This window comes from Roseibium sp. AS2, from assembly GCF_038900065.1.
GTDB lineage: Bacteria > Pseudomonadota > Alphaproteobacteria > Rhizobiales > Stappiaceae > Roseibium.
The window spans coordinates 603,944-618,337 of record NZ_JBBMQN010000005.1; the positions used below are offsets into that span (position 1 = coordinate 603,944).

The 14,394-nt window shown below is 60.4% G+C and carries 13 protein-coding genes; 7 read left to right on the forward strand and 6 right to left on the reverse strand.

Annotation, left to right across the window (positions count from 1 at the left end):
* Window positions 1-242 precede the first annotated feature (242 nt).
* Both WNZ15_RS17850 and WNZ15_RS17855 read left to right on the forward strand, forming a co-directional pair.
* Complete coding sequence (locus WNZ15_RS17850) at window positions 243-1,385, forward strand: Mrp/NBP35 family ATP-binding protein (RefSeq protein WP_342894346.1); 1,143 nt, start codon at window positions 243-245, stop codon at window positions 1,383-1,385.
* Between the two features lie 509 nt (window positions 1,386-1,894).
* Window positions 1,895-3,133, forward strand: coding sequence for a multidrug effflux MFS transporter (locus WNZ15_RS17855; RefSeq protein ID WP_342894347.1), 1,239 nt, complete (start codon window positions 1,895-1,897; stop codon window positions 3,131-3,133).
* Window positions 3,134-3,169: 36 nt separating this feature from the next.
* On the opposite strand, the gene moaA is transcribed toward WNZ15_RS17855, so the two are convergent.
* On the reverse strand, window positions 3,170-4,159 hold the full coding sequence (gene moaA / locus WNZ15_RS17860) for a GTP 3',8-cyclase MoaA (protein WP_342894381.1): 990 nt from the start codon (window positions 4,157-4,159) through the stop codon (window positions 3,170-3,172).
* 339 nt (window positions 4,160-4,498) lie between these two features.
* Between moaA and WNZ15_RS17865 the strand changes: the two genes are divergently transcribed.
* The 3 genes from WNZ15_RS17865 (at window position 4,499) to WNZ15_RS17875 (ending at window position 7,286) form a co-directional block, all read left to right on the forward strand.
* Complete coding sequence (locus WNZ15_RS17865; protein ID WP_342894348.1) at window positions 4,499-5,935, forward strand: deoxyribodipyrimidine photo-lyase; 1,437 nt, start codon at window positions 4,499-4,501, stop codon at window positions 5,933-5,935.
* A gap of 76 nt (window positions 5,936-6,011) precedes the next feature.
* Window positions 6,012-6,380: a DUF971 domain-containing protein gene (locus WNZ15_RS17870; protein ID WP_342894349.1), complete on the forward strand. Its 369-nt coding sequence runs from the start codon at window positions 6,012-6,014 to the stop codon at window positions 6,378-6,380.
* 186 nt (window positions 6,381-6,566) lie between these two features.
* Window positions 6,567-7,286 (forward strand): DNA helicase, encoded by a 720-nt coding sequence (locus WNZ15_RS17875; RefSeq protein WP_342894350.1) that lies wholly within the window; start codon window positions 6,567-6,569, stop codon window positions 7,284-7,286.
* 66 nt (window positions 7,287-7,352) lie between these two features.
* Here WNZ15_RS17875 and WNZ15_RS17880 read toward each other — a convergent pair whose 3' ends face one another.
* From WNZ15_RS17880 to WNZ15_RS17900, 5 genes are all read right to left on the reverse strand, one after another.
* Complete coding sequence (locus WNZ15_RS17880; protein ID WP_342894351.1) at window positions 7,353-7,946, reverse strand: L,D-transpeptidase; 594 nt, start codon at window positions 7,944-7,946, stop codon at window positions 7,353-7,355.
* A gap of 395 nt (window positions 7,947-8,341) precedes the next feature.
* Complete coding sequence (locus tag WNZ15_RS17885; RefSeq protein ID WP_342894352.1) at window positions 8,342-9,979, reverse strand: fumarate hydratase; 1,638 nt, start codon at window positions 9,977-9,979, stop codon at window positions 8,342-8,344.
* A gap of 148 nt (window positions 9,980-10,127) precedes the next feature.
* Window positions 10,128-10,685 carry a YceI family protein gene (locus tag WNZ15_RS17890; protein ID WP_342894353.1) on the reverse strand — a complete coding sequence of 186 codons (558 nt, stop codon included), beginning with the start codon at window positions 10,683-10,685 and terminating at the stop codon, window positions 10,128-10,130.
* Between the two features lie 24 nt (window positions 10,686-10,709).
* Window positions 10,710-11,294 (reverse strand): cytochrome b, encoded by a 585-nt coding sequence (locus WNZ15_RS17895; protein WP_342894354.1) that lies wholly within the window; start codon window positions 11,292-11,294, stop codon window positions 10,710-10,712.
* 57 nt (window positions 11,295-11,351) lie between these two features.
* Window positions 11,352-11,936, reverse strand: a complete 585-nt coding sequence (locus tag WNZ15_RS17900; RefSeq protein ID WP_342894355.1) for a YceI family protein — start codon at window positions 11,934-11,936, stop codon at window positions 11,352-11,354.
* A 424-nt stretch (window positions 11,937-12,360) separates the two neighbouring features.
* Between WNZ15_RS17900 and WNZ15_RS17905 the strand changes: the two genes are divergently transcribed.
* Entirely contained in the window at window positions 12,361-13,080 is a 720-nt protein-coding gene (locus WNZ15_RS17905; protein WP_342894356.1) for a glycerophosphodiester phosphodiesterase family protein, read from the forward strand.
* A gap of 349 nt (window positions 13,081-13,429) precedes the next feature.
* Window positions 13,430-14,394: FecR family protein (locus WNZ15_RS17910; RefSeq protein ID WP_342894357.1), on the forward strand; the 965-nt coding region annotated here is incomplete at its 3' end.

A 14,394-nucleotide genomic window follows, 5' to 3' on the forward strand; every position in this document is an offset into this window, starting at 1 on the left:
TCGGATCTTTCACAACGCGCGTTACAAGAGAGCTTTCGGTCGGGAAAAGGACCGCGCCTGATCCGCGCTTCCGCCGGTGGGCTTGTATCGGCCATGCATCACTTCTAAGACTGCCTTCAAATGGAAAATCGCATGTGCTTCAGTTTGGCAGCTTGCGGCGGCGATGCGGCGATTTACATTTCGCACAAGCCGGTGATCGCGCGTGACGAGGCGGCGGCCGGCGATTTCAACAGGGCGGAATTATGAACGACTCCATCAAGAACGCGGTCATGGACCGGCTCGGACAGATCAAGGGACCCGATCTGGAGGGCGATATTGTTTCCCTGGGGCTGGTGTCGGATGTCTTTGTCTCCGACGGCCGTGTGGCTTTTTCCATCACGGTGCCTGCGGAAAGGGCCCAGGAACTTGAGCCGTTGCGCCAGGCCGCCGAGAAGGTCGTGCGGGAAGTGCCCGGTGTTGAAACGGCGATGGTTGCGCTGACGGCCGAGCGTGCGCCCGGAGCCAGGCCCAATGCCGCTCCCAAGGCGCCGCCGCCGCCCGCTCGCGCAGCTCCGGAAGAAAAGGCGCCGGCAAAACCGGGTGTTCCGGGCATCACCCATATCATCGCGGTCGCCTCCGGCAAGGGTGGTGTCGGCAAGTCCACCACCACCGCCAATCTTGCCCTTGCCATGGCCGCTTCCGGCAGGAAGGTCGGCGTACTGGATGCCGATATCTACGGCCCTTCCGTTCCGCGCCTGTTCAACGTTTCAGGCCGTCCGGAAGCGCTTTCCGGCAGGACCTTGAAGCCGCTGGAAGGCTACGGCGTCAAGGTGATGTCGATGGGCTTCATGGTCGAGGAGGAGACGCCCATGATCTGGCGCGGACCCATGGTCATTTCCGCGCTGACACAGATGCTGCGCGAAGTGGCGTGGGGCGAACTGGATGTTCTGGTTGTCGACATGCCGCCGGGCACCGGTGATGCCCAGTTGACAATGGCGCAGCAGGTGCCGCTCGCCGGCGCCGTCATCGTGTCCACCCCCCAGGACCTGGCGCTGATCGATGCGCGCAAGGGACTCAACATGTTCAAGCGCGTCGACGTGCCAGTGCTCGGCATTGTCGAGAACATGAGCTACTTCCTGTGTCCCGATTGCGGTGGCCGCCACGATATCTTCGGGCATGGCGGGGCCCGTGCCGAGGCGGAACGGCTCAACGTGCCGTTTCTCGGCGAAGTTCCCCTGGCGATGAAGATCAGGGAAACGTCCGATGCGGGAACACCGATCGTCGTCTCCGATCCGGAAGGTCAGGTCGCGGCAATCTACAAGTCGATTGCGGCGAGTGTCCTGGCAGGGATCGAATCCGAACAGTCGGCTGCCGGCCGGTCGGCACCCGACATCGTGTTCGAATAGGCCATTTTTCAAAAATTGCCTCGGTCGTCACGAACGGACGGCCGAGGCCTGAGCACCGCTGAGCGGTCGCCCCGTTTTCACGGGACCGGCTTGCATGACATCTGTGGTATGCCAACTGCTTAAGTGCGCTGCAGCAGCGTGTTCGATCGCATTTGACTACAACCAAAAATTGCGCATTTTCATTGAATTGCGATTAGTGCCAATGCCAGGCAATTCGCTCAAAGTGCCGTTGCGGAATCTTGAGTCTTCGGGGCTTCCGCTCTGCTTCTCACCGGTGAAACAGTGGGGAGGCCGGTCGGGTCGACCTGAATCAGCGTCGATTTTCGGGCAGGCATCTCCGAAAAAATCCCTTGATGCGAGCAAGGGTGAAATCGGCACTTTCAGATTGATAAAACCCGTGAGGGTTTGTAACAATTGGGCTTTTCACGTCCGGATCACGGGTGCCGTGTATTCTGTGCAATCGAATTCGGTATTTGAATCCTCAAAACGATAAAGGCTCATTCCACGGCATGATTTCCGGCCGCGCTCAATCAAGTGGTGATGACGCCAAACCATCCCTGGGGGTTCTCGTCGCGATCTCGACGGTGGGGCCGCTTGCGATGCAGATCTATTTGCCGTCGCTTGCCGGCATGATGATCGTGTTTTCTGCAACCGCGGGTGAAATCCAGCTGACGATGTCCGCTTTCTTTGTTGCGGTCGCCGTGTCCCAGCTCTTCTGGGGGCCGTTGTCGGACCAGTTCGGACGTCGGCCCGTGATCATCGCGGGTCTGTCGCTGTTCGTTCTGGGAAGTGTTCTGTGCCTTGTTGCGCCGACCATCGAAACCCTGATTGCAGCGCGGGTGCTTCAGGCTGCGGGCAGTTGCACCGGCATGGTGCTCGGGCGTGCCATCATACGGGATCTTCACGGGCCCGAACAGGCTGCCAGCATGATCGGCTATGTCACAATGGGCATGGCGGTGATGCCGACGCTTGCGCCTGCGGCCGGTGGCCTGCTCGACCAGGCCTACGGCTGGCAGGGCGGATTTGTGCTGATGCTGGTCTTCGGGATCGGCGTTCTGTGGGCCAGCATCTACTTCCTGCCGGAAACACATCACAAACGCTCCTCGGTGGGAATTGGACAGATCCTGCGGTCCTACGCGGTTCTTTTGACGGAACCTTTGTTCTGGAGCTACGCCCTTACCTCAGCGTTCAGCGCGCTCACCTATTTCGCCTATCTCGGTGGAGCGCCGTTCATTGCCTCGGGTCTGCTGTCGCTGAGTGCTGCGGAAATGGGGTTCTATTTCATGTTCGTCGCACTGGGATACATTGCCGGAAATTACATTTCCGGCCGGTTCGCCGAACGGGTCGGATTGTACCGGATGATGCTGAGCGGCACCTTGATCGGAATGGCGAGTGTCGTGCTGATCACAGGGTTCGCCTATTTCGGAGCGTTGACCGCACCGAGCCTTTTCCTGCCGATGTTCCTGCTCGGGCTCGGCAATGGCGTGTGCCTGCCGAGTGCGATCTCGGGTGCCGCCAGTGTCCGTCCGGAACTGACCGGAGCCGCATCCGGCCTGACGGCCTCTCTGCAGGTCAGCACGGGAGCGGTCGCAGGCACGCTGGTCGCCTGGCTCTATGCCGACAGTTTTCTGGCCGGCACGCCCTGGGGCATGATCATCGTAATGGCGATCGGGATGAGCCTCAGTCTCGTCGCGGCACTCACCGTTCGCACACATGTGGCGCGAGCCAAATTTGTTCCCGCAGGATAAGACGGAACAGCGCGCGCGAAAACACCGGTGATTGCGTCAGCCGCCGGTCACGCTCATGTGGCGGGCGACCGCCGGCTGCTTGCTGTTTCTTTCGATCACGAAATCATGGCCCTTGGGTTTGCGGCCGATGGCTTCGTCAATCGCGCTGTTGAGAAGTTCGTTGCCTTCGGACGCCCGCAAGGGCGCGCGCAGGTCCGCCATGTCGTCCTGGCCCAGGCACATGTAGAGCTGGCCGGTGCAGGTGACGCGGACCCGGTTGCAGCTTTCGCAGAAATTGTGGGTCATCGGCGTGATGAGACCGAGCCGCCCGCCGGTTTCCTCAATTGTGACGTAGCGCGCCGGGCCGCCGGTCTTGTAGGGAATGTCCGTCAGCGTGAAACGCTCGGCAAGGCGCGCGCGCACGGTGGATAGCGGCAGGTACTGGTCCGTGCGGTCGCCGTCGATTTCACCAAGCGGCATGGTTTCGATCAAGGTGAGATCGTGACCGTGTTCATGGCACCATTTCAGCATGGGCACGATCTCGTCCTCGTTGACGTCCTTGAGCGCGACCATGTTGACCTTGATTTTCAGACCGGCTTCGGTCGCGGCACGGATGCCGTCCATGACCTTGCCGAGATCTCCCCAGCGGGTAACCGTCTTGAATTTCTGCGGATCGAGCGTGTCGATGGAAACATTGATCCGGCGGACACCGCAGTCGCGCAACTCGGTTGCAAATCTGGCGAGTTGCGATCCATTGGTGGTCAGCGTCAGTTCCTCAAGCGCACCGCTGTCCAGATGGCGGCCGAGACTACGGATAAGGCTCATGATGTTCTTGCGCACCAGCGGCTCGCCGCCGGTCAGGCGCAGCTTGCGCACACCCTTGTCGATGAAGGAGGTACACAGGCGATCAAGTTCTTCAAGGCTCAGAACTTCCCGCTTGGGAAGGAAAGTCATGTCCTCGGCCATGCAATAGACACAGCGGAAGTCGCAGCGGTCGGTCACCGAAACGCGCAGATAGCTGACCGCGCGTCCGAACGGATCGATCATGGGCGCACCCGGGGGAACAGGTGTGGCGGATGTACCGGCTGCCGCCAGTTCCTTCGCCGCCGGTTCCGCTGACTTTGGGTTCGGCACCAGGATCTTGCCTTCAGACACGTTGCGCTCTCCCTACGCGTTTTCTTGTGTCCCGATCATATGGCGCCGATCGGTCCAAGATCAATCGAAACCGGACCTAAAACGCCCGCTGTGCGGTAACGGGTTGCAAAATCGATACAAATGAGCCGCGGCATGATCGCACAACGCGGAAATATGTGTGCGGAACGCAGGCCGGATTGATCCGTTTGCCGCCAGGGGCGTATTGCAGTTGCAACAAAGGCAAGGGGCATCATGTCAACACTGGTCTGGTTCCGTCAGGACCTGCGCATTCAGGACAATCCGGCGCTGTTCGAAGCTGCCGGAAAAGGAGCGGTTCTTCCGGTCTTCATTCTGGAACCACCGGAACACGCGGGGGACACCCACCCGATGGGGGGCGCCAGCCGCTGGTGGCTGCACCACAGTCTGGCTGCATTGAAACAGGTTCTGCCGGAACTCGTTCTGTTGCGCGGCAGCGCCCGCCACCTCATCCCGGAACTGGTCCGGGACTGCGGCATCCGCGCGGTTTACTGGAATCGTTGCTATGAACCCCACGCCATCGAACGCGACACGGACTTCAAGACGGCGCTGACGGAGGAGGGGGTTGAAGCCAGAAGCTTCAAGGCTTCCTTGTTGTTTGAGCCCTGGGAACTGGAAACGAAAACCGGTGGTCCCTACAAGGTCTATTCGCCCTTCTGGAAGGCGGCCCTGGACCGTGATGTGCCGGCGCCGCTGCCTGTCCCCGAAGCCCTCGAACCGGTCGTCTATGACGGTGGTGAGGGGTTGGAAAACCTTGACCTTCTGCCCGGCAGACCGAATTGGGCGGCGGGTTGGGAAGACCTCTGGACACCGGGAGAGGCCGGGGCGACAAGGCGGCTGGCGGAGTTCCTGGAGGGAGGGCTGAAGGACTATGGGACATTGCGTAACCGTCCTGATCTGGACAGTGTTTCCAGATTGTCGCCGCATCTCCACTTCGGCGATATTTCACCGCGCCAGATCTGGCAGGCGACGCAGCAGCGCATCGCCGCGGACGGAGCGGAAGCGAAGGATGGCATGAAATTTCTGTCCGAGATCGGCTGGCGCGAATTCTCCCACCATCTGCTGTTCCACTATCCCGCGCTGCCCTCGGAAAACTGGCGCCGGACCTTCGACGCCTATCCCTGGCGGGAGGCGCCAGAGGATCTGGTGCGCTGGCAGAAAGGCCTGACAGGGTATCCCATCGTCGATGCAGGCATGCGCGAACTCTGGCACACAGGCTATATGCACAACCGGGTGCGCATGGTTGCGGCAAGCTTTCTGGTCAAGCATCTGCGTCTCCACTGGCACCACGGCGAAAGCTGGTTCCGCGACACGCTGCTCGATGCGGATCTTGCCAACAATTCCGCGGGCTGGCAGTGGGTCGCGGGGTCCGGGGCCGATGCGGCACCGTATTTCCGGATCTTCAACCCCATCACCCAGGGAGAAAAGTTCGACCCCGAGGGAGATTATGTCAGGCGCTGGGTACCGGAACTGACCGATCTGGAAACCCGGTACCTCCATGCGCCCTTCCAGGCGCCGAAAGAAGCCCTGAAGGCGGCCGGCGTGGTTCTGGGGCAAACCTATCCGAAGCCGGTTGTCGATCATGCGCGCGCCCGCCAGGCCGCCCTTGAAGGCTACGAAGCGGTCAGGGCGGCGGGACAAAACGCGGCTTGACGGCGGCCGGTGGCGCGGTATCGTCCGCGTCTTCCGCCGGGGTGCAATCGCCCGGTGTGCCTGAAAGGATCTGCCGATGACCGACAAGACCGCGCCCTGGCCGACCGAACTGCGCGTTTCAAAGGACAGGCGAGTGCTGTCCGTTGCGTTCGATTCGGGGGAACGACACGACCTTTCCGCGGAATATCTGCGGGTCTGCTCGCCGTCGGCGGAAGTCAAGGGTCACGCGCCTTCGCAGAAACAGACCGTGCCAGGCAAGCGGCAGGTGGAGATCATGAAAATCGAACCTGTGGGCAACTACGCCGTCCGTATCCATTTCGACGACATGCACAATTCCGGGATCTTTTCCTGGACCTACTTTCTTGAACTCGGCAGGGACAGGCAAACCCATTGGGATGGATATCTCGGTGAACTTGAGCAGAAAGGCCTGCGCCGGGACCGCTGAATTCAGGCCCGGAAGCACTTGTGGCGCCGCGCATTCAGAATCAGCTATCCTGCACGCGGCTTGACCCGCGCCTTCCCCCTCCACCCGGAGCAGCAGCCGACCTGCAGGGCAGTTTTTTCATGCTTCCGGACCGTGCGTTCGCATAAGGAGGGATTGCGTCATTCGCACGTGGCATGGAGGTCGCACATGAAATTGACAATCCCGATCCACCGATTGAAACGCCGGGCGCGGCAACTGGCACGGCAAAACAGGATGCCGCTCCACCGGGCCCTCGATGAAACCGCCTCCGCTGAAGGTTTCGATAGCTGGAGCCATCTGGCGCGGACCTGGCGCCCGCGCGGACCGGCGCGTGTGCTTCTGGATCGCCTTTTGCCGGGGGATCTGCTGGTGCTTGCTGCCAGGCCCGGGCACGGAAAAACGGTCCTCGGCCTGGAGATTGCCGCGGAAGCACCGGCTGCGGGCCGCGCATCGGTGTTCTTTTCCTCGGAGTGCACGGAACGGGACGTGCGCGACAAGCTTGTCGAAAGCGGGTTCGACGCCACGCCGGGCTCCCACGGGCCGCATGTTGATCTCGCCGACAGCCTCTGTGCGCGGCACATCATGACTGAGCTTGCACAGGCCCGGTCCGGTACGGTCGCGGTGATCGACTATCTTCAGGTCATGGACCAGCGCCGTCACGAACCGCCGCTGGAGCGGCAGATAAAGGAACTCAAGCAGTTTGCCCGTGCGCGCGGCCTTGCGTTCGTCTTCCTGTCGCAGGTCTCCAGGACCTTTGACCCGCAGGTGAAACCGCTCCCGGATTTTTCCGACGTCAGGATTGCAAATCCGGTGGACCTGTCGGTCTTCACCGGCGGATGTTTCCTTCACGGCGGGGAACTTGCCATGGTTCCAAACGCTCTCGGCTGATCCCAAGGGGTATAAACGCGAAAAGCCGGACACGAAGCCCGGCTTTTCGTCAGATGCTCAATCGCGTCAGCGCTTGACGACGACCCTCGAGCCAACCGCGACGTTGTTGTAGAGATGAATAACGTCCTTGTTGGCAAGGCGGATACAGCCGGAGGAAACGGCCGAACCGATTGTCCACGGTTCGGTTGTTCCATGGATGCGGTAAAGGGTGGAGCCGATATAAAGCGCGCGGGCGCCCATCGGGTTGTTCGGACCGCCCGGCATATGTGCCGGCAGGATACGGCCCTTGCGGCGCTCGCGCACACGCATCTGCGGCGGCGGTGTCCAGCCCGGCCATTCCGCCTTGCGCGTGATGCGGTGCGTACCGGCCCACTGGAAACCTTCCTTGCCGACGCCGACGCCGTATCTCATCGCCTTGCCGTTTGGCAGAATGTGATAGAGGCGGCGCTCGGACGTGTCGATGACGAGGGTGCCCGGCTTGTACGGACCGTCATACTTGACGCGCTTGCGCTTGACCGGAGACGGGCCGCCAGGATGATACTTCGGCGTTACCCAGGTGTTCGTGCTGTGATCGAAAAAGCCGTATCGCGGAGCTGCCTGAGCCGTCAGCGCGAACGCGCTCGCGACCAAAGCCACCACGATGAAGAAAATCTTGTTCATTCTAATCCCCCATTCGCACCGGGTCCACTGCCCCACGGGTGCCAGTCACAGGAGTGACGTTACGAAAATGTCCTTGCCGCACTGTTAATAAACATGTCCCAGATCGTTCGCAAAAGGAATTTCACGTTGATGTGAGCAGGCCCCGGAGTGTTCGAATGTGCTGAATTTGCAACGTTTTGCTCGCGTCTTGCTTGAAGAGGCGAGTGGCTCACGCTCAGGTTGCTGAAGTTGTCTCTCCGAAGGCGCCGAACCCGCCGGTTTCTTCTCCGGCAAGCGGTCGGACCAGGGACAAATCCGATTCGCCCCTGACGCCGACCCGGTTCCGGGCAGTATCTGAGGATACGCGCACCCGGTATCGGGCCGGACCGGGTCGCCCCCCTGTGCCGGGGACTGGCCTATCCCAGGTTCAGTTCCTTGAAGAAATCATTGCCCTTGTCGTCGACGACGATGAAGGCAGGGAAATCCTCGACCTCGATTTTCCAGATGGCTTCCATGCCGAGTTCCTCGAACTCGACCACCTCGACCTTCTTGATGCAGTCCTGTGCAAGGCGCGCTGCGGGACCGCCGATGGAGCCGAGGTAAAAGCCGCCATGTGCCTGGCAGGCCCTGCGGACCTGGGCGGACCGGTTGCCCTTGGCCAGCATCACCATCGAGCCGCCGGCGGCCTGGAACTGGTCCACATAGGCATCCATCCGGCCGGCCGTGGTCGGGCCGAACGAACCCGACGGCATGCCTTCGGGGGTCTTGGCGGGGCCGGCGTAATAGATCGGATGGTTCTTGAAATAGTCGGGCAGGGGCGCGCCGCTCTCCAGCCGGTCGCGCAATTTCGAATGCGCCAGGTCACGAGCGACGATCAGTGGACCTGTCAGGGACAGGCGGGTCTTGATCGGGTGCCGGGTCAGTTCTCCCAGGATTTCGGACATCGGCCGGGTCAGGTCGATCTTGACCACGGTGTCGGACAGGTGTTCGTCGGTGACTTCGGGAAGGTATTTTTCCGGATGCATTTCCAGCTGTTCCAGAAAAACGCCGTCCTTCGTGATCTTGCCGACGGCCTGACGGTCCGCGGAACAGGACACGGCGAGGCCGATCGGCAGCGACGCGCCGTGCCGCGGCAGCCGGATGACGCGCACATCGTGGCAGAAATACTTGCCGCCGAACTGGGCACCGACACCGGTGGCCTGGGTCAGCTTGAGGATCTCCTCCTCCATCTCAAGGTCGCGGAAAGCGTGGCCGAGTTCGGAACCTGCCGTCGGCAATCCGTCGAGATAGCGCGCCGAGGCGAGCTTTGCCGTCTTCAGGTTCATCTCCGCCGACGTTCCGCCGATGACAATCGCCAGATGGTAGGGCGGGCAGGCGGCGGTGCCGAGCGTCAGGATCTTTTCCTTCAGGAAATCGATCATGCGGTCATGGGTCAGCAGCGAGGGCGTGCCCTGAAACAGGAAGGTCTTGTTGGCGGAGCCGCCGCCCTTGGCCATGAACAGGAACTTGTAGGCGTCCTCGCCGTCGGCATAGAGTTCGATCTGCGCCGGCATGTTGCTCTTGGTGTTGGCTTCCTCGAACATGGAAATCGGCGCGAGCTGGGAGTAGCGCAGGTTCTTCTTGTAATAGGCATCGCGCGCGCCCTCACCGAGGGCGGCCTCGTCCGAGCCGTCGGTCCAAACGCGGCGGCCCTTCTTGCCCATGATGATCGCAGTGCCGGTGTCCTGACACATGGGCAACACGCCATGGGAGGAAATATTCGCGTTTTTCAGGAGGTCGAAGGCGACGAACTTGTCGTTTTCGGTGGCTTCGGGATCGTCGAGGATTTTCTTCAGCTGCTCCAGATGTCCCGGACGCAGATAGTGGTTGATGTCCTTGAAGGCTTCCTCGGCAAGCAGGCGCAATCCTTCCGGCTCGACCATCAACACTTCTTCGCCGTTGAACTCTGCCGTCTTGACGAAGTCGGAGGTCAGCTTGCGGTAGGGGGTTTGGTCCGCGCCTTGCGGAAACAGGGCGCTGTGGTGGTAGTCGGGGGGCGTGACGGGAGCGTTCATGGGACGGCTTTCCTGATCTGGCTGCTTTCCGGACATCAGGGGTCGAAAAGCGCTGGAACATTCTGGTGAGGAACTCATACGGTAAAAAGGCCACGAGCGCCAAGGGGCGCGGCCTGATCAAATGGTCTCACGCAGGAAAGATATCGCATTACCGCGAGGCGGACAGATCCAGCGTCACCGTCACCGCATCGCCCACCGTGTCCGTTCCGACACCGGAACCGAGCTTGTAGGCGAGACGATTGACGGTGGCAGTGCCCCTGGCCCTTGCGGTGTCACCGTCGATTTCCAGCGAGAAGTCGAGATCGACCGGTTGGGACACGCCCTTGACCGTCAGGGTTCCGCTCGCGCGATAGCTGTTGCCTTCCACCAGTGTGGCACTATTGGCTGTGAACTCGGCTTCCGGAAAGGCGTTCACGTCGAACCAGTCCTTCGCCGGCAGCGTGCCATCGAACTGGGGATTGCCCGTTGAGGCACTCGCGGGACGGATGATTGCCGTAATCGCGGCCGTTTCAGGGGCGGCCGGGTCGAAATCGATCCTGGCCTGCCACGTGGCAAAGAAACCCTTCACCGTGCTCGTGCCCTGCTTGACCTCGAAGCCCAGCCGGCTCTGGTCCGCATCGACCGTCCAGACGTCCGCGGCAACCGGTGTTGCTGACCATGCGACCGATAACAACACAAGGGCAGGGAGACTGTTTTTCAAAAGCATGTCGGGTTTTCCTGAATCGATCTGTTAGAAATCCGCCTTGGCGGGTCCGGTTGAAATCATCCGTTTCAGCGTGTCGTCCCGGGCGATCAGATGGTGCTTGAACGCAGCGGCAGCGTGGACGACGATCAGCGCGATCAGCAGGTAGGCGCCATATTCGTGAAGGTTCTTGAAAAAGGCTTCTGCCTGCTCCTGGCTTCCAAGGGAGGCGGGCACGGGCAGATGCGGGACCGGCAGAACGTTGAAAAGAACCGTCGGGATGCCCCAGGGCGACGCGGAGACCATCAGCCAGCCGGTCAGAGGCAGCGCGAAAATCATGGCATAGAGGCCGATATGTCCCAGGTGCGCACCGATCCTCTCCAGGGGATGCATGCCGGCGGGAAGCTTCGGGGGCGGGTTGAACAGCCGCCAGAGCAACCGCAGGCCGGCAAGGGTGAGAACCACGAATCCGATGGACTTGTGCAACTGGAAGAGCTGAAACGTGGCCGGCTCGGTGAGCGGCAGACCGCGCATGTAGAGCCCCAGTGTCAGCATGCCGAGGATCAGCACGGCCATCGTCCAGTGAAACAGGATTGCCACGAGGCCGTATCCCGATTTGGTGTTGCGCAGCATTGACGGCTCCATGGATGGGACGGAGGCCGCGAGCAACGGCCTCCGCTTTGGTCAGGATCAGTTGGTCGCGTCGGCCTTCAACGTTTCCGCGTGGAAGGTCACGGTCACTTCATCGCCGACATATGGCACATACATGTCCATTCCGTAGTCGGATCGTTTGATAACGGTGGAAATCGCGAAGCCGGCGGCTTCCTTCTTGGCCATGGGATGTTCGCCGAAGGTCGTGACGGTCACCTGGAGCGTTGCAGGTTTGGTGATGTCCTTGATGGTCAGGTCGCCGGTCACTTCAAGCTGGTTCTCGCCGACCTGCTCGACCTTGGTGCTCTTGAACGCGGCTGTGGGAAAGGCCTCCGCGTTGAAGAAATCGGCGCTGAGGAAATGCTTGTCCCTGTCTGCGAAGAAGGTGTCGATGCTGGACACATCGATCGTGAACTCGACGGTGGAATCGGCCGGTGTTTCCTTGTCGATAAGCAAGGTGCCGTCCCATTCGCCGAAACGGCCTTCGGTGGTGGAGTAGCCGAGATGGTTGTAGGAAAACGCCAGGTTGGCGTGGGACTTGTCGAAATCGAACGCGACAGGCTCTGCGACGGCGGTGCCGGCAAGCAGGGACAGGGCGAAGGCGGAAGCTGCGATGCGGATCATTGTCAAACCTCTGGTAGCGGTGTCCGGAGCGTTCTTTCATGAACGCCGTTTCCCCTAGATAATCGAATTCGCGCGGAGTGCTATTTGACTGACTGTTCGTACTGGATGAACAATGTCGGTCCGGCAGACCGGTATTGGTCGAAGAGGCTATCGGTATTAATTTCCAAGTCTTTTGAATGTCTTGATTGCCGGATGCATGGACGAATCAGGCCGCGCTCGGCAAACTGGCTTGCTGCTGATCCTGTTTCAGCCGGAACCGCCGTTTTCTCGGGATTTAAACGCATGAATTCATGCGGAAAGTTGCGATGTCATCAAGACATCAAGAAGATCAGGCAAAGCAGGGATAACTTTTCCTTCAACTGTGGCTTGCAAAGAAGCCCGGTAAGCTCCGAATGGTAGGTTCGGAGACACAGGAGTATTGAACGTGAAGCAAGCGGTCATTGTCTGTCACAGGGGCGCCAGCAAGATGGCTCCCGAGAACACTCTGGCATCCCTTGAGAAAGCCATCGAGCTTGGCGCCGGTGTTGTCGAACTGGACGTGCGGCCATCGAAGGACGGTGTGCTTTATGTCATGCATGATGTCACGGTGGACCGGACAACGAACGGGACAGGCAGGTTCTCGGACCTGTCGTCCGCCGACATCGATCTGCTGGATGCCGGATCTTGGTTCGGCGCCGCGTTCGAAGGCGAGCGGGTGCCGCGTTTCGATGTGTTTCTGGACAGCTGCAAGGGACGCATCGCGACCTACGTGGAAATCAAGGAAGGCGATCCGGCCGAGGTGCGCGACATGCTGGCCGTGCGTGGCATGCTCGGCGACGCCTGGACGTTTTCCTTCGACCAGTCCATCCGCGCCGAGGCAAGGGCCAAGGTGCCGGATCTTCGGCGCATGGTGCTCTACATGCATGTCGGTTCCGTTGACCGTGCGGTTGCCCAGGATGCCCATATTCTGGAATTCCACGAAGACAACCTGGATCCTGATGCGGTCGCCGCCGCCAGGCGTGCGGGGCTGATCACGCAGATGTTCTATGCCGGACAGGATCGGGCGGTGTTCGAAAAGGCCGTGCGCTGTGGTGTCGAGCAGATGAACATCGACGAGGTCGAAATTTTCAGGTCGGTGGAAAAAGATCTTCTGGCCATCGTCTGACCTGCAAATAATCAGAGTTCGGTTCCTGCCTGTGCCCGTGTTCCGGATGTGGCGGCGGGTACAACGCCGACTGAATCCGTACGTGGTTGCGAAGCACCCGGATATGCCTGCAAGGCACATTATGGGCTTGGCCGGATCGCGTGATCTGCATGGGTGCGCATTACGCAGGGTTTCCTCAACAAGAAGCCTTCGCTGACCCAGATGCAGGAAACGTTGGATTGAAAACTACGTATGTAACTTGATCGCAAATTGGGCCGGGTGAAGAAACCGGATTTTAGCCGATGAATTTCACCTGAAATTAAACAACAACCAGATAGATTTGTCGCCGTTATCTAACAGGCGGCATACGATGGACCATAGTAAAACAACGTCTCCATGCGTGACGTTAAAGAGAAAAATCGTTCATTTCGTATTAGGTTTCTCTCGATTGGCTCGAACGACCGGGATGCTGGCCGGTATTCTGCTGGCGCTCCAGGTTTGTGATGCGCAGGCGGCATCCGCCGGCGAATGGGTGGTCAAACGTGTGTCGGGGATCTCCTATTTTGTCGCGCCGAATATTCCGGCCTTTCGGGTAAAGAAGGGCATGGTGTTCCACAAAGGCTACACTCTGGGAACACGATCGGGATCGAGAGTGCTCATCGTGCGCGGAACCGATTCCATCGCCGTGGGCCCGAACACCACGTTTGCACTCTCGAAGTACCGAAGCCCTGGAACCACGACCACACTCTTGCAACGCAAGGGAACCCTCGACGTGGACGTGCAAAAGCGCCGCCGGCCGCATTTTTCCGTCGAGACGCCGTATTTCGCGGCCGTTGTGAAAGGGACCAGGTTCAGGGTGGGCTTGCGAGGCGGGAAAGGCGACGTATCCGTTCAGCGTGGTGTTGTCGGCGTGGCAGACTTTGCCTCCGGTGATACGGTCGATCTGGGCGCGGGGCAAAGCGCATCGAGCGCACCTTCCCGCAAGGTGGGATTGACTGTCGGCGGTCGAACGAAACCGACAGTCCGCCCCGGCAAGAAACGTGCCCCGGTCTTCGAAACACCGGCTGTCCAGATTGTGCCGGCCAGTGATGCGGCTTCTAGCTCGACGAGCAATTCAAGCAATGGTGTCCTCGGCAGCGTTCTTGGCAGCAGCAACAGCAACAGTAATTCCGGCGGCAACGGCAACGGCAATTCCGGCGGCAACGGCAAGGGCAACTCCGGCGGCAACGGCAACGGCAACTCCGGTGGCAATGGCAACGGCAACTCCGGCGGCAACGGCAACGGCAACTCCGGTGGCAATGGCAACGGCAACTCCGGCGGCAACGGCAACGGCAA

Excerpts from the sequence above, each read along its gene's own strand:
- WNZ15_RS17865 (WP_342894348.1), top strand. The coding sequence starts at position 4,499 with ATGTCAACACTGGTCTGGTTCCGTCAGGACCTGCGCATTCAGGACAAT.
- WNZ15_RS17890 (WP_342894353.1), bottom strand. The coding sequence starts at position 10,685 with ATGCTTTTGAAAAACAGTCTCCCTGCCCTTGTGTTGTTATCGGTCGCA.
- WNZ15_RS17875 (WP_342894350.1), top strand. The coding sequence starts at position 6,567 with ATGAAATTGACAATCCCGATCCACCGATTGAAACGCCGGGCGCGGCAA.
- WNZ15_RS17850 (WP_342894346.1), top strand. The coding sequence starts at position 243 with ATGAACGACTCCATCAAGAACGCGGTCATGGACCGGCTCGGACAGATC.
- WNZ15_RS17870 (WP_342894349.1), top strand. The coding sequence starts at position 6,012 with ATGACCGACAAGACCGCGCCCTGGCCGACCGAACTGCGCGTTTCAAAG.
- moaA (WP_342894381.1), bottom strand. The coding sequence starts at position 4,159 with ATGATCGATCCGTTCGGACGCGCGGTCAGCTATCTGCGCGTTTCGGTG.
- WNZ15_RS17895 (WP_342894354.1), bottom strand. The coding sequence starts at position 11,294 with ATGCTGCGCAACACCAAATCGGGATACGGCCTCGTGGCAATCCTGTTT.
- WNZ15_RS17885 (WP_342894352.1), bottom strand. The coding sequence starts at position 9,979 with ATGAACGCTCCCGTCACGCCCCCCGACTACCACCACAGCGCCCTGTTT.
- WNZ15_RS17900 (WP_342894355.1), bottom strand. The coding sequence starts at position 11,936 with ATGATCCGCATCGCAGCTTCCGCCTTCGCCCTGTCCCTGCTTGCCGGC.
- WNZ15_RS17880 (WP_342894351.1), bottom strand. The coding sequence starts at position 7,946 with ATGAACAAGATTTTCTTCATCGTGGTGGCTTTGGTCGCGAGCGCGTTC.
- WNZ15_RS17855 (WP_342894347.1), top strand. The coding sequence starts at position 1,895 with ATGATTTCCGGCCGCGCTCAATCAAGTGGTGATGACGCCAAACCATCC.